General features: G+C 65.5%; 15 protein-coding genes and 1 tRNA gene. 10 read left to right on the forward strand and 6 right to left on the reverse strand.

Features of this window, described 5'->3' with window-relative positions:
• Positions 1 to 110: 110 nt before the first annotated feature.
• Positions 111 to 2,342 (reverse strand): EAL domain-containing protein, encoded by a 2,232-nt coding sequence (locus V6Z91_RS22955; protein WP_338761659.1) that lies wholly within the window; start codon positions 2,340 to 2,342, stop codon positions 111 to 113.
• A gap of 208 nt (positions 2,343 to 2,550) precedes the next feature.
• Here V6Z91_RS22955 and aroC point away from each other — a divergent pair, with 208 nt between their 5' ends.
• On the forward strand, positions 2,551 to 3,654 hold the full coding sequence (aroC, locus tag V6Z91_RS22960; RefSeq protein ID WP_338761662.1) for a chorismate synthase: 1,104 nt from the start codon (positions 2,551 to 2,553) through the stop codon (positions 3,652 to 3,654).
• 145 nt (positions 3,655 to 3,799) lie between these two features.
• Here aroC and V6Z91_RS22965 read toward each other — a convergent pair whose 3' ends face one another.
• A complete protein-coding gene (locus V6Z91_RS22965) occupies positions 3,800 to 5,299 on the reverse strand; it encodes an HDOD domain-containing protein (RefSeq protein WP_338761665.1) in 1,500 nt (499 codons plus the stop codon).
• Positions 5,296 to 7,026, reverse strand: a complete 1,731-nt coding sequence (locus V6Z91_RS22970) for a GGDEF domain-containing protein (protein WP_338761668.1) — start codon at positions 7,024 to 7,026, stop codon at positions 5,296 to 5,298. Before V6Z91_RS22970 ends, V6Z91_RS22965 begins: the two co-directional genes overlap by 4 nt.
• Before the next feature lie 291 nt (positions 7,027 to 7,317).
• Here V6Z91_RS22970 and V6Z91_RS22975 point away from each other — a divergent pair, with 291 nt between their 5' ends.
• The 4 genes from V6Z91_RS22975 to V6Z91_RS22990 all read left to right on the forward strand — a co-directional run bounded on the left by V6Z91_RS22975 (position 7,318) and on the right by V6Z91_RS22990 (position 10,684).
• Positions 7,318 to 9,000, forward strand: coding sequence for an isovaleryl-CoA dehydrogenase (locus tag V6Z91_RS22975; protein ID WP_338761670.1), 1,683 nt, complete (start codon positions 7,318 to 7,320; stop codon positions 8,998 to 9,000).
• A 79-nt stretch (positions 9,001 to 9,079) separates the two neighbouring features.
• Positions 9,080 to 9,730: a uracil phosphoribosyltransferase gene (gene upp, locus V6Z91_RS22980; protein ID WP_338761672.1), complete on the forward strand. Its 651-nt coding sequence runs from the start codon at positions 9,080 to 9,082 to the stop codon at positions 9,728 to 9,730.
• A 2-nt stretch (positions 9,731 to 9,732) separates the two neighbouring features.
• Positions 9,733 to 10,086: an Hpt domain-containing protein gene (locus tag V6Z91_RS22985; protein WP_338761675.1), complete on the forward strand. Its 354-nt coding sequence runs from the start codon at positions 9,733 to 9,735 to the stop codon at positions 10,084 to 10,086.
• Positions 10,087 to 10,480: 394 nt separating this feature from the next.
• Positions 10,481 to 10,684: a cold-shock protein gene (locus tag V6Z91_RS22990; RefSeq protein WP_338761678.1), complete on the forward strand. Its 204-nt coding sequence runs from the start codon at positions 10,481 to 10,483 to the stop codon at positions 10,682 to 10,684.
• A gap of 260 nt (positions 10,685 to 10,944) precedes the next feature.
• Here the strand turns inward: V6Z91_RS22990 and V6Z91_RS22995 are convergent, their stop codons facing one another.
• Positions 10,945 to 11,853: a LysR family transcriptional regulator gene (locus tag V6Z91_RS22995; RefSeq protein ID WP_338761681.1), complete on the reverse strand. Its 909-nt coding sequence runs from the start codon at positions 11,851 to 11,853 to the stop codon at positions 10,945 to 10,947.
• 126 nt (positions 11,854 to 11,979) lie between these two features.
• Between V6Z91_RS22995 and aceB the strand changes: the two genes are divergently transcribed.
• On the forward strand, positions 11,980 to 13,569 hold the full coding sequence (gene aceB, locus V6Z91_RS23000; RefSeq protein ID WP_338761684.1) for a malate synthase A: 1,590 nt from the start codon (positions 11,980 to 11,982) through the stop codon (positions 13,567 to 13,569).
• 15 nt (positions 13,570 to 13,584) lie between these two features.
• Here the strand turns inward: aceB and V6Z91_RS23005 are convergent, their stop codons facing one another.
• Together V6Z91_RS23005 and gloB are read right to left on the reverse strand one after the other, a co-directional pair.
• On the reverse strand, positions 13,585 to 14,232 hold the full coding sequence (locus tag V6Z91_RS23005) for a 2-hydroxychromene-2-carboxylate isomerase (protein WP_338761687.1): 648 nt from the start codon (positions 14,230 to 14,232) through the stop codon (positions 13,585 to 13,587).
• Between the two features lie 10 nt (positions 14,233 to 14,242).
• Positions 14,243 to 15,019 carry a hydroxyacylglutathione hydrolase gene (gene gloB / locus V6Z91_RS23010; RefSeq protein WP_338772018.1) on the reverse strand — a complete coding sequence of 259 codons (777 nt, stop codon included), beginning with the start codon at positions 15,017 to 15,019 and terminating at the stop codon, positions 14,243 to 14,245.
• 177 nt (positions 15,020 to 15,196) lie between these two features.
• On the opposite strand from gloB, the gene V6Z91_RS23015 reads away from it, so the two are divergent.
• The 4 genes from V6Z91_RS23015 to V6Z91_RS23030 all read left to right on the forward strand — a co-directional run bounded on the left by V6Z91_RS23015 (position 15,197) and on the right by V6Z91_RS23030 (position 17,349).
• Positions 15,197 to 15,967, forward strand: a complete 771-nt coding sequence (locus V6Z91_RS23015) for a class I SAM-dependent methyltransferase (RefSeq protein ID WP_338761690.1) — start codon at positions 15,197 to 15,199, stop codon at positions 15,965 to 15,967.
• Positions 15,960 to 16,400 (forward strand): ribonuclease HI, encoded by a 441-nt coding sequence (gene rnhA / locus V6Z91_RS23020; protein ID WP_338761693.1) that lies wholly within the window; start codon positions 15,960 to 15,962, stop codon positions 16,398 to 16,400. The genes V6Z91_RS23015 and rnhA overlap by 8 nt, the downstream gene beginning before the upstream one ends.
• Positions 16,401 to 16,520: 120 nt before the next feature.
• Entirely contained in the window at positions 16,521 to 17,222 is a 702-nt protein-coding gene (dnaQ, locus tag V6Z91_RS23025) for a DNA polymerase III subunit epsilon (protein ID WP_338761695.1), read from the forward strand.
• A 52-nt stretch (positions 17,223 to 17,274) separates the two neighbouring features.
• Positions 17,275 to 17,349: transfer RNA gene (locus V6Z91_RS23030), tRNA-Val, on the forward strand.
• The last annotated feature ends 157 nt before the right edge of the window (positions 17,350 to 17,506 follow it).

The raw sequence follows: 17,506 nt of genomic DNA on the forward strand, positions 1-17,506 counted from the left end.
CCCCGGCAGCGTTTTTTGTTGCCTGAAAAATGGGGACAGACCCCCATTTTCCAGGCAATGTTTCCCGTTAAATGGGGTACGTCCCCATTTTTGGAGCAATATTTGCCCGGTTAGGCGCGCAGCCGGGCCTGGCCGGACAGCCAGTCCGACAACTCTCCCGCCCCCATCGGCCGGGCAAACAGATACCCCTGAGCCAGCGGGCAGCCGAGGTTGTGCAGCACGCGCGCCTGCATCTCGTCCTCGACGCCCTCCGCGACGACGGACAAGCCCAGGTTGCGCCCGAGCTGGATGACCATCTCGGCGATGCTGCTGCCGCGCGACGACCCGGTGATCTCGGTCACGAACGCGCGGTCGATCTTCAGCCGGTCGAGCCGCAGCCGCTGCAGGTGCGACAGCGACGAGAAGCCGGTGCCGAAATCGTCGATGGCGATGTGCACGCCCGTTTCCTTCACCTGGGCCAGCATGGCGATGAAGGTTTCCGGCTCTTCCATGGCCATCGATTCCGTGATCTCCAGTTCCACGTAGCGGGGCGGGGCGCCCGTGTCGGCCAGCGCGCGCCGCAGCACCTGCAGGAATTGCGGGTGGCGGAACTGCACCTGCGAGACATTGATCGACATCGTGAAATCATGGTGACCGGCGGCGCGCAGGCGCACCAGCTCGGCGCAGGCCGTGCGCAGCACCCATTCGCCGATATCGACGATCAGCCCGGAATACTCGGCGATGGGAATGAAGCGGTCGGGCGGCACGAACTTGCCGTCGGCGGTGCGCCAGCGCAGCAGCGCTTCCGCGCCGACCGGGCGGCGGGTGGCGAGGTCCATCTGCGGCTGGTAGGCCAGGAACAGCTCATGGCTGCCGAACGCCGAGCGCAGCGCATGCATCATGCGCACCCGCTCGCGGATCTCGACGCCCATATTGCGCGTGAAATAGAAGTGGCCGGCCCGCTGCTGCGACTTGGCGCGCTTCAGGGCGATGTCGGCATCCTTCAACGCATCGGTACCGCTGCCGTCGTGCTCGGCCAGCCGCACCAGCCCAAGCGTGGCGCTGACCTGCACCGTCTGGCCTTCGATCACGAACGGTTCCTGGAACAGCGGCAGGATGCCGGCCGGGTGCACCTGCGACGAGTCTCCCAGCACGCAGAAGATGTCGCCGCCGATGCGGGCCACCGTCAGCTGCCGCGCCAGGCAGTTCTGCAGGCGCACCGCCACTGCCGCCAGCAGCTGGTCGCCGAAGGCGTGGCCCAGCGCATCGTTGGTTTCGGCGAAATGGTCCAGGTCGACGAGGCACAGCGTGGCCTCGTCGCGCGCCGGACCGGCCAGCGTGGCGTCCAGGATCTCGATCAGCCGGGTGCGGTTCGGCAGCTTCGACAGCGTGTCGTAGAAGGCCGCCTCGTGAAGGTGGGACAGCAGTTCGACATTGTCCAGGCCCACCGCCACGTTGGCCGCAAACACTTCGAGCAACCGTTCTTCCAGCTCGGTGGCCGGGCGCACGAGATCGAGCAGGGCGGCGAAGCTGCGGCCGGTCTTGCCGGCCAGGTACAGGGCCACGGCATCGTTTGCATGGACGTTGCGCCGTTCCGCCAATGCGCGCGCCAGTAGCGGTGGCAGCGCGGGTTCCGTATCGGTGCCCAGCTGCCCGCCCTCGATCGCACGCCAGGCCCCGCAGGCGGCCACCACATGGGCCGCAGCGCCGTCGCCGCGCGCGCACAGCATGCCGCTGGCCGGCTGCCCCAGCAGCGCCGCAGCCTGCAGCAGGGCGCCACCGGCGAAGTCGCGCACGCCGTGCAGGGCCATCAGCGCCGTGCCCGCCTCGACGATGCGGTTCAGGCCGCGCCGGCTGTCGTCGATGCGCCGGATCTGCTCGTAGGAGCGGATGGCCGCCGTCACCGTCGTGTACAGCTTGATGCGGGTGAGCTCGGACTTGGTCTTGTAGTCGTTGATGTCGAAGTCGCGGATCGCGTCGATCTCGGGCGCATAGCCGGGCTGGCCGGTGCGCAGGATGATGCGCACGTCCGCCAGCTTCAGCGTCTCGCGGATGTGCCGCACCAGATGGAGGCCGGCGTCGTCCTGCTCCATGACCACGTCGAGGAGGACCACGGCGATGTCCTGTTCGTGGGCGAGCAGTTCGCGCGCCTGCGCGGCCGAGTAGGCGTGCACGAATTCCAGCGGCCGGCCCTGCATGTCCAGGTTGCCGAGCGCGAAGGTGGTAGTCGAATGCACGTCCTCGTCGTCGTCGACGATCATTACCCGCCATGCGGCGCGGCGCGCGGCGGCGGGTTGCGGCGGCGGCTCGTCCAGGAAGACCAGCTCATCCTGGCCGCCGATGGGAGTGCTCGATGGGGGCATGCGTCCTTCTCCAGATGGTGTCTTCCCGGCCCTTTATAGCGGATTGAACAGGATACCGGCGCAACTCCCACATTATAAGCACGGAATGGAATTGCTGCGCAGAAATAGTTACATTTGTCGCATGTTCCCGCAACAACCCCAATTGGCTGGATCAGCCGATGCTAAAGCGGTAAAATTGCCAGTTCCTTCGCTCTTTCAGATTGATCACATGTCCGGCAATTCCTTTGGCAAGCTGTTCACCGTAACGACTTTTGGCGAATCCCATGGACCGGCGATCGGTTGCGTCATCGATGGCTGCCCGCCGGGCCTGGCCTTGAGCGAGGCCGACATCCAGCCCGAGCTGGACCGCCGCAAGCCCGGCACGTCGCGCCACGTGACGCAGCGCCAGGAGCCGGACGCGGTGCAGATCCTCTCCGGCGTCTACGAAGGCGTGACCACGGGCACGCCGATCGCGCTGCTGATCCGCAACGAAGACCAGCGCAGCAAGGATTACGGCAATATCGCCGAGAGTTTCCGCCCCGGCCATGCCGATTACACGTACTGGCACAAGTACGGCGTGCGCGATCCGCGCGGCGGCGGCCGCTCGTCGGCACGCCTCACGGCGCCCGTGGTGGGTGCCGCGGCGATCGCCAAGAAATGGCTGAAGGAAAAATACGGCACCGAATTCGCCGGCTGCATGCGCCAGCTGGGCGACATCGACGTGCCGTTCCAGGATTTCAGCCATGTGGCCAATAATCCGTTTTTCGCGGCCACGGCGGACGCCGCGCTGATCGCACGGATGGAAAGCTATATGGACGACCTGCGCAAGGCCGGCGATTCGATCGGCGCGCGCATCGACGTGGTGGCGCGCAACGTGCCGGTGGGCCTGGGCCAGCCGATCTACGACAAGCTCGATGCCGACATCGCCTATGCAATGATGGGCATCAACGCCGTGAAGGGCGTGGAAATCGGCGCCGGCTTCGCGTCGGTCGCCCAGCGCGGCTCCGAGCACGGCGACGAACTGACGCCGCGGGGTTTCGGCAGCAACCATGCCGGCGGCGTGCTGGGTGGCATCTCGACGGGGCAGGACATCACCGTCTCGATCGCCATCAAGCCCACCTCGTCGATCCGCACGCCGCGCCAGTCCATCGACAAGGCCGGCAATCCGGTGATGGTGGAAACCTTCGGCCGCCACGATCCATGCGTGGGCATCCGCGCCACGCCGATCGCCGAGGCGATGCTGGCGCTGGTGCTGATGGACCATGCGCTGATGCACCGCGCCCAGTGCGGCGACGTGCAGGTGGGCACGCCGGATATCGCGCGCCAGTCTTGATCGGAAAACAGAAGCCTGGCCTGGCCCGCAGCGCCTGAATGGCTGGTGTCGGACACCTTCAGGTGTGCGACACCGGTTTTCCGCCGAAGATACCGGTTTTCCGCCGAAGATACCGGGTCCCCCGCGGTGACTGCCCGCTCCGCCCTCAGGCCGCGCGGCTGCTCAATATCTCGGCCTGGTGGCGCCGCTCGATGGTCCTCACCACCAGCGCGCGCAGCTCGTTGAGCAGCGTGAACTCTGCCTGCGACAGCTGGATCGGCGGGAACGTCTCGTCCCAGTCTCCATACAGGAAACCGGCCGGCTGCCCGTTGGCCGACAGCGGCAGGATCACGAAGCTGCGGGCCTCGGCCAGCCCGGTCTTCCACCACTGCGGCAGCTTGGCGGCGAATGCCGGATCGCGTGCGTTCTCGATGAAGATCACCCGGTCGCTGCCCAGCGCGGCGTGGAACACGTTCGGCTGATAGGTGTCCTCGAAGGACATGCCGGCCAGGGCCTCCTTGGCCAGGCTGCCGAAGCACATGCGCGCCGCGTAGCGGCCCTCGCGGCGGTTGCGCACGAAGGCGACTGCGCGCGAGAAATCGAGGGCCTTGTACACCGTTTCCAGTGCCGCGGACACCATCTGGCCAGGGCTGGCGCCGTCCAGCATGTCGCGCATGTCGGCGAGCCCGCTTTGCAGGATGCGATTGCCGGCCGCGCGCTGGCGCGTTTGCGCCATGGCCTTGGCGCGGCGCTCCAGCGGCTTGGACAGCGGCGCGATGGCCAGCTCCTCGGTGGCTGCCTCGCGGGCCTGGGCGATCGCTTCCTGCATCCGCTCGGGTTCGAGGCCCAGCAGCGGCGCGTAGGCTGCCGTCATGCGCAGTACTTCCGCGGCGCCGGCCGCATCGTCGTGCCATAGCGAGGACGCGCAGCGGCGCGCCAGCGTGGCGATGCCGGCCACCCAGTCGGCGGCCGGCAGCGGTGCCTGGCCTTCGTCTTTGGCCGCCTCGACGGTGCGCATGCCGGAGACGAGATTGCTCGGCAGGTTCCAGCGCTGGGCGGCGGCCATCCCGATGTCGGCCAGCGAGATGCCGAGCAGTTCCGGCGCCACTGCATCTTCGTTGCCTGGGCCGCCGCGCTGTTGGATCTTCATCCACAGCTCGGGCAGGTAGAAGGTCACCATCATGCGGCCCAGCGTATGCAGCATCGAGCACACCACGGCCTGTTCCGTGTGCGGACTGCGCACGGTGGCCGCGAGCTCGCGCGCCACCAGCCCGGCCAACACGGCCTTTTCCATCTCGATATGCGCCTGCCTGGAGTCGGTGCTGGCGGAGGCCAGTTCCTCGACCAGTTTCAGGCCCAACGCCAGGTGGCCGATGGCCTCCGTGCCCAGCACCAGCACGGCCTTGCTGACGGTGGCGACATGCTGGCCGAAGGCCGAATACATGCTGCTGTTAGCCAGGCGCAGTACCTTGTTGGTCAGCACCGGGTCCGACAGCACGGTCTCGGTCATCGAGAATTCGCCGTCCTCCTCGCCGCGCATGGCACCGAGCACGGCGCCGATGGCCTTCGCGAAGGCGGGCATGTCGCCCTGGCGGCGGGTGCGTTCCCACAGCAGGGCAAGCGTCTGCTCGCCGTGGGCACTGGTGGTCATTGCATCGATCGTCATTGGAGCGCCTGCTGCGCGCCGCCACGCGACACGTCTTCGTAGTGGCGCTCGGTGAGCGCCGCGATGGCCACGTTGGCGGCCATCGGTTTGCCCGTCAGGTAGCCCTGCACATAGCGGCAGCCGCGCTCGCGCATATAGGCAAGCTGGCCTTCGGTCTCGACGCCCTCGGCCACCACCGACAGCGACAGGTGGCGCGCCAGATCCAGCACGGCGTTGCAGATCGCGCCATCCTTTTCCGAGCCGGGCAGGTCGCGGATGAAGGCGCGGTCGATCTTCAGTACCGAGATCGGAAAGCGCTTCAGGTAAGCCAGCGAGGAGTAACCGGTGCCGAAATCGTCGATGGCGATGCGGGCGCGGCGTTCGGCCATCTTGCCGAGGATGGTTTCGGCATGGGCCGGGTCGATCATCAGCGTGCCCTCGGTGATTTCGAGCACGAGCTGTTCGCCGGACAGGCCGGAAAAGGAGATGGCATCGTCTAGCACGTCGAGAAACTTGTCGCTGCGAAATTGGCGGGGGCTGATATTAACAGAGATATACAAGGGTCGTTTCGCCGCCTCCTGGAATTGCCTGAGCTGCACGCAGGCCGCCTTCAGCGCCCACGCTCCCAGCAGGCTGATGAGGCCATTCGTTTCGGCGATGGGAATGAACTGGGCCGGCGATACCATGCCCAGCGTGGGGTGCTTCCATCGCATCAGCGTCTCGAAGCCCTCGATCTCGCGCGTTTGGGCGTCGACGATCGGCTGGTAGTGCAGCACGAACTCGCCCTCGCGCACGGCCTGGAACATGGCCGCCTCCAGCGATATGTCGTGCTCCGTCGGGCTGTTGTGCCGGGGGCTGTAGACGACGCAGCGCGCCTTGCCCGTTTCCTTGGCCCGCGACAGGGCGGCATCGGCCAGCGCGACGAGCCGCACGTCATCTTCCGCGTGCTGCGGGTAGACGGCCACGCCGAGCGAGGCGCCGACGTAGATCGTGTGCGCGCCGACTTCGAAGGGCGATTGCAGCGTCGCCAGCAGGCGCCCCGTGACGAGGCGGATCTGCTGTTCGTTGAACGTGCCCGGCAGCACCGCCACGAATTCGTCGCCGCCCACGCGCGCCAGCGTATCGCTGTCGCGCAAGGTCTTGCGCAGGCGCGCGGCGGCCATGCGCAGCACGGCGTCGCCGGTCGGGTGGCCGAGGCCGTCGTTGACTTTCTTGAAGCCGTCGAGCCCGATGGCGGCCACGGCAAAGCCCTGGCCCGAGCGCCGCGCCTGGGCGATGGTCATGCGGATCCGGTCCGCCAGCAGCAGGCGGTTCGGCAATTCGGTCAGCGCGTCGTGCGTGGCCATGTGCCGCAAGCGCTCCTCCGTGGCTTGCTGGGCCGACAGGTTGCGGCCCACCACCAGCATGCCGGTCGAGCCATCGGCATTCGCATGGGTGGAAAAGCGCAGGTCGAACCACACGTCGCTGTCCGGCTGCTGCACGCGCAATTCCAGGCGCGCCACGCCCTTTTTCGACAAACCCGCCAGCGTGGCCTTCAGGGCCGCCTGGTCCAGTTCCGAGACGAAGGCGGCCAGCGGCTGGCCGAGCACCATGCGCCCGGGGCCGAGCAGCGCCAGCGCACGGCGGCTGGCGAACAGCACGCGCCCGGGGGCATCGAGCCTGAACACGATGTCGCCGGCTTCTTCGAGCAGGCCGTCGACGGCGTGCCGGGCATTCTCCGGCAATGGCGTGGTGGGACTGGAAAGCATGGGGCGCGTGCTCAGGTATGGAAATCTCGTCGGTAAACTGCCGCAACCTGCGAACCGAGTCGAGAAGGGCGGGTCACGTTTGCGTGAATGTATCATTTTACGCGCGGAAATTACATGAAATCGAGCAACATTTACGATGGAGGCGTAAAAAATGTTGTTGAGATGAGTGATTCTCATTACTCCTTGCAGCCATCTCGCCGTACCGGCTGTCCGTTGTTCTTGCGATACCCACCCCTTTCCGCTAGGCTGGCTAAAAACACAATTCCGGCTGGGATACCCAGGGAGGCAGGGATGCAGGGTTTCGACACGCACGAGGTCTTCAACGCGGTGCCGCCGTTCGGCAACGTCAACCTGTTTGCCTGCGACCCGGCGCTGCGCGAAGCCGTCGAGCGCGAAGGCGGCGCGGCCGCCGTACCCGGTTTGCTGGAGCTGGGGGCGGAGCTGGGCCGCGATGAGACGCTCGACCTCGCCAGACTGGCCAACCTGCATGCACCCGTGCTCCATACCTTCGACCGCACCGGCCGGCGGATCGACGAGGTGGAATTCCACCCCGCCTGGCATGCGCTGATGGAGCTGCTGGTCAAGGCCGGCGCCCATGCCTCGCCTTGGGATGGCAGCGAGCCGGCCGGGCAGGTGGCCCGGGCCGCGCGGTACATCCTGTTCGGCCAGGTCGAGAATGGCTCGCAATGCCCGGTCACGATGACGTATGCGAGCGTGCCGGCCCTGCGGCAATCGCCGGCGCTGGCGGCACGCTGGGTGCCGAAGATCCTCGCCCGCGAGTACGATCCCCGGCCGCTGCCGATCGAGCACAAGGCGGGCGTCCTGATCGGCATGGGAATGACGGAAAAGCAGGGCGGTTCCGACGTGCGCAGCAATACCACGCGCGCCGAGCCGCTGGCGCCGGGCGAAGCGCGCGCGATCTTCGGCGAGGATGCAGAAGGCGTCTATCGGCTGGTCGGCCACAAGTGGTTCTTCTCGGCGCCGCAGGCGGACGCCCACCTGGTGCTGGCGCAAACGGCCAGGGCCGACGGAGCGGGGCTGTCGTGCTTCCTCGTGCCGCGCTTCCTGCCCGACGGTTCGCACAACCAGGTGCGCGTGCAGCGGCTGAAGGACAAGCTGGGCAACCGCTCGAACGCATCGTCCGAGGTGGAATTCACCGGCGCCTGCGGCCACCTGCTGGGTGCGCCCGGCCGGGGCATCGCCACGATTCTCGAGATGGGCAGCCACACCCGGCTCGACTGCATTCTCGGCTCGGCCGGCATCATGCGCGCGGCGCTCACGCGCGCGCTGCACCATGCGCGGCACCGGCACGCGTTCGGCAAGCCGCTGGCGCAGCAGCCGCTGATGCGCAATGTGCTGGCCGACCTGGCGCTGGAGTCGGAAGCGGCCACCGCGTTTGCCCTGCGCCTGGCGCGCTGCTTCGACCACCCCGCCGATCCGGCCGAGGCCCTGCTGGCGCGCATCCTGACCCCGGCCGGCAAATACTGGATCTGCAAGCGCGGGCCCGGTTTCGGCGCCGAGGCCATGGAAGTGCTGGGCGGCGGCGGCTACGTGGAAGAGGGGGAACTGGCGCGGCTGTACCGTGAACTGCCCGTCAATTCGATCTGGGAAGGGTCCGGCAACGTGATGTGTCTGGACGTGCTGCGCGCGCTCGGCCGCTCGCCCGCGGCCGGCGAGGCGCTGGCCGCGGAACTGGCCAGCGCGGGCAGTGCTAACGCCGACTACATGCGCTTCACGGGCCAGCTCAACCGGGACCTGGCGGCCGGCACCGCCGACGAGTTCGGTGCCCGCGTGGTGGCGGAACGCATCGTGCTGGCCGTGCAGGCCAGCCTGCTGCTGCGCCATGCCCCGGCCTTCGTGGCCTCCGCCTTCGTGGCGTCGCGGCTGGCGCGCGAGCCGGGCGGAGCCTACGGCCGCCTGCCGGCCGGGACAGACTGCGCGGCGATCCTGGAGCGAGCCATGGTCGCGGGCTGAGTTTTTTCAGCCGCGGCATGGACAGCCCGCACGGGGGGCTGGGATAATGCGGCACACAAACCGTTTGTCCTGAGTAAAAATGAAACAAGATCCGCGCTTTCCGAACCTTTTCATCACCGATCATCCGCTGATCCAGCACAAGCTGAGCCATATGCGCGACAAGGCGACGTCGACCCGTACCTTTCGCGAGCTGCTCAAGGAGATCACGCTGCTGATGGGGTACGAAATCACCCGTGACTTGCCGCTCACCACGCGCGAGATCGAAACCCCCTTGATGACGATCGACGCGCCTGTCATCGCCGGCAAGAAGCTGGCCGTGGTGCCCATCCTGCGCGCGGGCATCGGCATGAGCGACGGTTTGCTGAACCTGGTGCCATCGGCCCGCGTGGGGCATATCGGCGTCTTCCGCGACCCGGAAACCCACCACCCGGTCGAGTACCTGGTGCGCCTGCCGGACCTGGTCGACCGCACGTTCATCCTGTGCGACCCGATGGTCGCCACCGGCAATTCGGCCGTGCACGCCATCGACGTGCTGAAGAACCGCGGCGTCGGCGATGACCAGATCATCTTCCTGGCCCTGGTAGCGGCACCGGAAGGCATCGAGGTGGTGCAGAAGAAGCACCCGAACGTGAAGATCTATTGCGCGTCGCTCGACTCGCATCTGAACGATCACGCCTACATCGTGCCCGGCCTGGGCGACGCGGGCGACCGCATCTTCGGTACGAAGTAATCGTGGCGGCGCCGCGCGATCCCGACTACCGCGACCACCTCCAGGCGCTGGCCGACCGGTTCGGCGCCAGTGTGCCCGCGCGCATGGAAGCGATCGCCGGCGCGCTCGCTGCCGCCGGCATGGCGCCCGGCCGCGAACAGCTGGAGGCCGTGCAGCAGGCGCTGCATACGGTCGCGGGGTCCGCAGGGTCGTTCGGTTTCACCGTCCTGGGCGAGGAGGCCCGGCGCCTGGAACAGGCGGTGCGCCCCTTGCTGGCAGGGGAGCCCGGCTGGCCCGAGCTGGTTCCGCGCATCCAGGCTTACCTCGCGTGGGCCAGCCATGATCCGAAATCTGTGACTTATCCCACACACGATTGACATTAATCAAACAGCCGCTGCCGATATTGTCTATAGTTACACATATGCCGACGACGCGAGGGCATACTCGCGAGGCGGGCAATTTCGGTGTTCGATGTGAAAACCGATCGAATTGCCGTCTCCCGAGCGTGAAACGTGCCGTAAATCATTGATGCCCAGCATTAATTAGCTCAAATTTTGAGCGCCGCGCTGGGATTTCTGTGATTTCTGTCACTTTTCGCCTGACACGAGCGATAAATTTCGAAAAATCGTGCCTCACGACGTGCTTTTGGCGCTGTATTCGGTATAATGCGGGATCGTTTAGATTCAAGGGTAGTGCAGTTTGTCTGCCATTGCATACTTGCTTCAAACGATATCACGGGCGCAAGCTCATTTAACTGTAATAGGAATTGTAATGGCAACTGGTATCGTAAAATGGTTCAATGATTCGAAGGGTTTTGGCTTCATCACCCCTGACGAAGGCGGCGAAGATCTGTTCGCTCACTTCTCGGCGATCCAATCGACCGGCTTCAAATCGCTGCAAGAGAACCAGCGCGTATCCTTCGATGTGACGGCCGGCCCGAAAGGCAAGCAGGCATCGAACATTCAGCCGCTGTAATACGCTGGATCTAACGATCAAAAAATCCTCGGTTACCGGGGATTTTTTTTTGCCCGGAGCATTTGCGCATCGGGCGCCCAGGCACGAAAACGTTGGTGACGGCGCATTCGCCGCTTCCGAAAATGGGCCTGCGAGCCGCATTCCAGGCGGGTTGGCGCGCTCGCGCGCCAATGCGTCAATGCGCCAAAGGGTCGGTGCGTCAGTGCGCTGTTCCGGCCTGTCATGCCAGCCTGCCGTTTCCCGCGGGCCGGGATTACCCGCTAGCTTTTGGGCCAGTAACCAGGCGCCGCATACGTGCGCCGCAGGAAATCCACGAAGGCGCGAATGCGCAGGGGCAGGTGCCGCCGCTGCGCGAACACGGCATAAATATCGTCATTGCCCGGCGCCGTGTAATCGTCCAGCACGGTGACCAGCCGGCCCGCCTCGATGTCGGCCCCCACTTCCCAGATCGACCGCCAGCCGAGTCCCTTGCCGGCCAATACCCAGTCATGTAGGACGGCACCATCGTTGCAGCTCATCTTCCCCGTGACACGCAAGGTCACGTTCTTGCTCCCGTCCCGAAACGTCCAGCCGCGCTGGCTGCCGGCGCTGCTGATCGCCAGGCAGTTGTGGCGCGTGAGGTCGTCCAGCGTGCGCGGCACGCCGTGGCGCTGGAAGTAGGCCGGGGCGCCGACGACCACGCGGTGATTGTCGGCCAGCTTCACGCTGACAAGGTTGGAATCCTCCAATGTAGCGATACGGATCGCCACATCCACGCCTTCGCCGATCAGGTCGACGACACGGTCGTTCAGGTTCAGCGTGACCGTCACGTCGCGGTGTTCGGCCACGAACGAGGGAATCAGTGGCGCGACGTGGCGCCGCCCGAAGCCGGCCGGTGCCGAGATCAGCAGGTGGCCGGTGGCACGGGCGCTGCGCTCGGCCGCTGCCGCCTCCGCACTTTCCAGGTCGGCCAGGATGCGCTGGCAATCCTCGAGGAAGGCCGCGCCTTCGTCAGTCAACGCCAGTTTGCGCGTGGTACGCTGTAGCAGCTTGACGCCCAGGCGCTGTTCCAGCGCGTCCAGCCGGCGGCCGATCACGGCCGGAGCGATCCCTTCGGCGCGCGCCGCGGCCGACAGGCTGCCGCGTGCCACCACCTCCACGAAAGTGGAGATCTGTTTGAACTGTGCCATGCCTGTTCGCCAGAAATCAGTTATGACAAATTTGCACAGATGAAGTGATTATTTGTCTCGTTTAGGTAAGTTTGCAGTCAATATACTGCAAGGCATCCAATTTCACCAGAGCACAAGGAGATCGACATGAGCATCGCGTTACCGGCAGGTATGGAAATCACGGGCGACATCAAGCCCGGTTACGAAACCGTTTTGACGCCGGAAGCGTTGGCCCTGGTGGCAAAACTGTCGCGCGCCTTCGAGCCGCGCCGCCAGGAACTGCTGGCTGCCCGCGTGGAACGCGCGAAGCGCCTGGACGCCGGCGAGCGCCCGGACTTCCTGGCCGAGACGGCCCATATCCGCGCCGGCGACTGGAAGATCGCTCCGCTGCCGCAGGCATTGCAATGCCGCCGCGTGGAAATCACCGGCCCGGTCGACCGCAAGATGGTCATCAATGCGCTGAACTCGGGCGCGGACAGCTACATGACCGACTTCGAGGATTCCAATACCCCGAACTGGAACAACCAGATCACCGGCCAGATCAACATGATCGACGCCGTCCGCAAGACCATCGCGCTGGAACAGAACGGCAAATCCTACAAGCTCAACGACAAAGTGGCGACGCTGGTCGTGCGCCCGCGCGGCTGGCACCTGGACGAGAAGCACGTGCTGGTCGACGGCAAGCGCATCTCCGGCGGCATCTTCGATTTCGCCCTGTTCATGTTCCATAACGCCAAGGAACAGCTGGCCCGCGGCGCCGGCCCCTATTTCTACCTGCCGAAGATGGAATCGCACCTGGAAGCGCGCCTGTGGAACGACATTTTCGTCATGACCCAGAACGAGCTGGGCCTGCCGCAGGGCACGATCAAGGCGACCGTGCTGATCGAGACGATCGTCGCCGCCTTCGAGATGGACGAGATCCTGTACGAACTGCGCGAACACAGCGCCGGCCTGAACGCGGGCCGCTGGGACTACATCTTCAGCTGCATCAAGAAGTTCAAGGTCGACAGGGACTTCTGCCTGGCCGACCGCCCGAAGGTCACGATGACGGCGCCGTTCATGCGTTCCTACGCGCTGCTGCTGCTGAAGACCTGCCACAAGCGCAATGCGCCGGCGATCGGCGGCATGTCGGCCCTGATTCCGATCAAGAACGATCCTGAAAAGAATGCGGTGGCCATGGCCGGCGTGATCGGCGACAAGTCCCGCGATGCGACCGATGGCTACGACGGTGGCTGGGTCGCGCACCCGGGCCTGGTCCAGCCGGCGATGGCGGAGTTCGTCAAAGTGCTGGGCGACAAGCCGAACCAGATCGACAAGCAGCGCCCGGACGTGGAAGTGACCGCGGCCGACCTGCTGAACTTCCAGCCCGAAGCGCCGATCACGGAAGCGGGCCTGCGCTACAACATCAATGTGGGCATCCATTACCTGGGCAGCTGGCTCGGCGGCAACGGCTGCGTGCCGATCCACAACCTGATGGAAGACGCGGCCACGGCGGAAATTTCCCGCTCGCAGGTCTGGCAATGGATCCGCTCGCCGAAGGGCGTGCTCGACGACGGCCGCAAGGTCACGGCCGACATCGTGCGCACGATGATCGCCGAGGAACTGCCGAAGGTGAAGGAAGCGGCACCGGACGGCGCCAGCCCGAACTACGAGCGCGCCGCGCAGATCTTCGAAGAGATGTCGACGTCCGAATCGTTCGCGGAATTCCTCACGCTGCCGCTGTACGAGGAAATCTGACGCAGTCCCCTGGCGTCACGCTCCGCGCACGGCCAGCGCGGGGCGCGCCAGGAATTCCTTCAGGCGCGCCTCGTCGATCCGGTGCCCGGCAATCCGGCGCAGCAGCAGGTCGATGCGGTCGCCGCCCCAGAACAATTCCCCCATGTAGCTGAACGTCGGCACGCCGAACACGCCGGCAGCGGCCGCCTGTTCCGTCGCGGCGATGAGCGCCGCCTTGATGTCGGGCGTGGTAGCCGCCGCTTCCAGCGCCTCGCCGTTCAGGTCGCACTCGGCGGCCAGCTGCTTGAGCACGGCCGGGCTGGAAATATCGAGCCCCCGTTCCCAGCACGCCTGCGACAGCATGAACGTGAAGCGCCGGCGGCTCGTCAGCGACGGTATCGCCAGGCACATGCGCAAGGCCAGCAGCGGATTGAACGGATGCCCGGGCGGGCCCTTGAACGCGAGGCCGTGCGCATCGGCGATGCGCATCACGTCGCGGAACAGGAATTCGCGCTTGGCCGGCACCTCGGCCGGCCCTTTCGTGCCGTGCGCCTTCAACAGGCCCGCCAGCAGCACGGGTTCCATTTCCAGGTGCACGCCCGCCGCTTCGATGCGGGCGATCTGCTTCGTGGCCAGCCACGCATAGGGGCTGATCGGGTCGTAGTAGAACCTGACTTTCTCCATGATGTTCCCGTCAAAAATGGTTCTTGAACTCGCGCAGCGCGGCGAACACGGCCAGCGGCGGCGCGCCGGCGGCCACCTTGCCGTCGACCGCCAGGCGCGCGGCGATGTGTTCGTCGCGGTAGCGCAGGAAAGGATTCGTTGCTCGTTCGACGGCAATCGTGCTGGGCACGGTTGGCACACCGCGCTGCCGCTTCGCCGCCTCCAATTCCATGCGCGCACGCAATGCTTCGTTCCCTGCGTCGACCGCGAGGGCAAAGCGCAGGTTCGACAACGTGTACTCGTGCGCGCAATACACTTCGGTATCGGGCGGCAAGGCCGCCAGCTTGTCCAGCGAGGCCGCCATCTGCGCCGGCGTGCCCTCGAACAGGCGCCCGCAGCCCCCCGCGAACAGTGTGTCGCCGCAGAACAGCCAGCGCCGGCCCCCATTGCCGGCGCCATCGCCAACGTAGGCGATGTGGCCGCGCGTATGGCCCGGTACATCCAGCACCGCCAGTTCGAGGCCGATGCCCGGCACCGTGATCCGGTCGCCTTCGCCCAGCGGATGCGTGACGGCGGCGATGCCGTCGCCGGCCGGCCCGAACACGGGCACCTCGTAGCGTTCCAGCAAGGCCGGCACACCGCCGATGTGGTCACCGTGGTGGTGGGTGAGTAAAATGGCAGTAAGCGTCAGCTCGCGCTCGCGCAGCGCGGCCAGGATCGGCCCGGCATCGCCAGGGTCGACGACGGCCGCGTGCTGATCGTCATGGATCAGCCACAGGTAGTTGTCGTTGAATGCCGGCACCGGCATCACGCGCAACGCCGTGCTTGTCGACCCGGTTGGCTCAGTTGTTGGCTCAGTTGTTGGCTCAGTTGCTGACATGCTTGTTGGCATCCTTGTCGGCGAGGCTGTCGACATATCGGTCGAAAACGGGGTCATCAGGTCATTGAACATCAAATTCGTCGGCGGTAATTGCCAAGGGAACGCATGGATAGCGCAGCATCCGAAAAATCCATTATAGCGCTGGACAGCTGGCTTCAAACCCCGGCTGGCCGGTATGTGCGCGCCTGGGAGCAAAGCCGCCTGGACGCGCTGACGGCCGACATCTTCGGCTACAACGCACTGCAGATCGGCATGCCCCAGATCGATGCGCTGGCGGCCAGCCGCATGCCGCACAAATGGCTGGCCGACACGCTGCCGCAGCGTACCGTCGAGACGGCGGGCCCGCCGGTGGTCCTGACATTCGATACGATCGAATTGCCGTTCGCCTCGCAAAGCCTGGACCTGGTGGTGCTGCCCCACGTGCTGGAGTTCGCGGCGGAACCGCACCAGGTGCTGCGGGAGGTGGAGCGTGTGCTGATCCCGGAAGGGCAGCTCATCATCTGCGGCTTCAATCCGGCCAGCCTGTGGGGCTTGCGGCAGATGCGGGGGAGGGTGACGGGCACCCGCTATCTGCCACGCGGCGAACTGATTTCGATGCCGCGCATCAAAGACTGGTTAAAATTGCTGAACATGGGCGTCAGCCACAGCCATTTCGGCTGTTACGCGCCGGCCTGCCGCACCGAGCACTGGCTGGCGCGCTATGCGTTCATGGATCGCGCGGGCGAGCGCTGGTGGCCGTATTTCGGCGCCGTCTATCTCGTCCAGGCGATCAAGCGGGTCAAGGGCATGCGGCTGATCGGGCCGGCGTGGAGCAGGAAGAAGGCCGCGTCGCCGGTGGCGGTGCCAGCAACGAACAAACACAAGGAACATGGATAAAGTCGAGATTTTTACGGACGGTGCGTGCAAGGGCAATCCCGGCACCGGCGGCTGGGGCGCGCTGATGGTGGCGGGCGAAGCGCAGAAGGAACTGTTCGGCGGCGAGCTGAACACCACGAACAACCGCATGGAACTGAAAGCCGTGATCGAGTCGCTCAACGCCTTGAAGCGGCCGTGCGAGGTGATCCTGCACACCGACAGCCAGTACGTGCAGAAGGGCATCAGCGAATGGATCCACGGCTGGAAGGTGCGCGGCTGGAAGACGTCCACGAAGGAGCCCGTGAAGAATGCCGACCTGTGGCAGGCGCTCGATATCGCCCAGTCCGTGCACAAGGTCGACTGGCGCTGGGTGCGCGGCCATAACGGCCACCCCGGCAACGAGCGGGCCGACATGCTGGCCAACCGCGGCGTCGACGCCGTGCGCCGCAAGTAAACCAGGGTCACCCGGCCACGCCAGCCTGTTGCCCGCACCGGGTGCTGTATACTGCGCGGCCGCTGCCTATCGCACCGTCATAAAGCACCGTCATAAAGCACTGTCATAAAGCACCTTAACATGCGCCAGATCGTCCTCGATACCGAAACCACCGGTATCAACCCCAAGCTCGGCAACCGCGTCATCGAGATCGGTTGCGTGGAGCTGGTCAACCGCAAGCTCACCGGCAACAACTTCCACCGCTACATCAATCCCGACCGCGACTCGGAAGAGGGCGCGCTGGCCGTGCACGGCCTGACGACGGAGTTCCTGTCCGATAAGCCGCGTTTCCATGAAATCGTCGAGGAATTGCGCGAGTACATCCGCGGTGCCGAAGTCATCATCCATAACGCGCCGTTCGACCTGGGTTTCCTGAACCACGAGTTCAAGATGCTGAACCTGCCGTCGTTCGACGAGCATATCGGCGGCGTCATCGACACCCTCGTGCAAGCCAAGGAGCTGCGCCCCGGCAAGCGGAACTCGCTCGATGCGCTGTGCGATCACTACGGCATCTCGAATGCCCACCGCAAGCTGCACGGCGCATTGCTCGACGCGGAATTGCTGGCCGATGTCTACCTGGCGATGACGCGCGGCCAGAACAGCCTGGGCATGGATATCGAAGTCGAGGAAGTAGCCACCGGCGTCGATCTTGCGAACGTGGCATTGGCCGAGATCCTCGTGGTGCGCGCCACGGACGAGGAAGCGGCCGCGCACGAGGACTTGCTCAACGGCCTGGACAAGGCCGTGAAGGGCACGTGCGTCTGGCGCGCGGTCCCCGCGTAGCCCGACAGGCGCTTGACGCAGCTCAAGTGCCTCCCTATAATAGTGCTTCTTCGGGAGGTTAGCTCAGGGGTAGAGCACTGCATTCACACTGCAGGGGTCGCAAGTTCGAAACTTGCACTTCCCACCAGGATTCGAAAGGCCCGCAACGTTCGTTGCGGGCCTTTTTTGCTTTGGGGTGCAGGTATCCGCCGGCCGATGGCTCACCGCGCTGTGCTGTGGCCAGATGCCCCGTCAGTAAAGGAGCGAGGCGCCGTCCAACGCCAGTCATGTGTGAATCTTCGATA

Origin of the sequence: Massilia sp. METH4, assembly GCF_037094685.1 — a bacterium.
GTDB lineage: Bacteria > Pseudomonadota > Gammaproteobacteria > Burkholderiales > Burkholderiaceae_D > Rugamonas.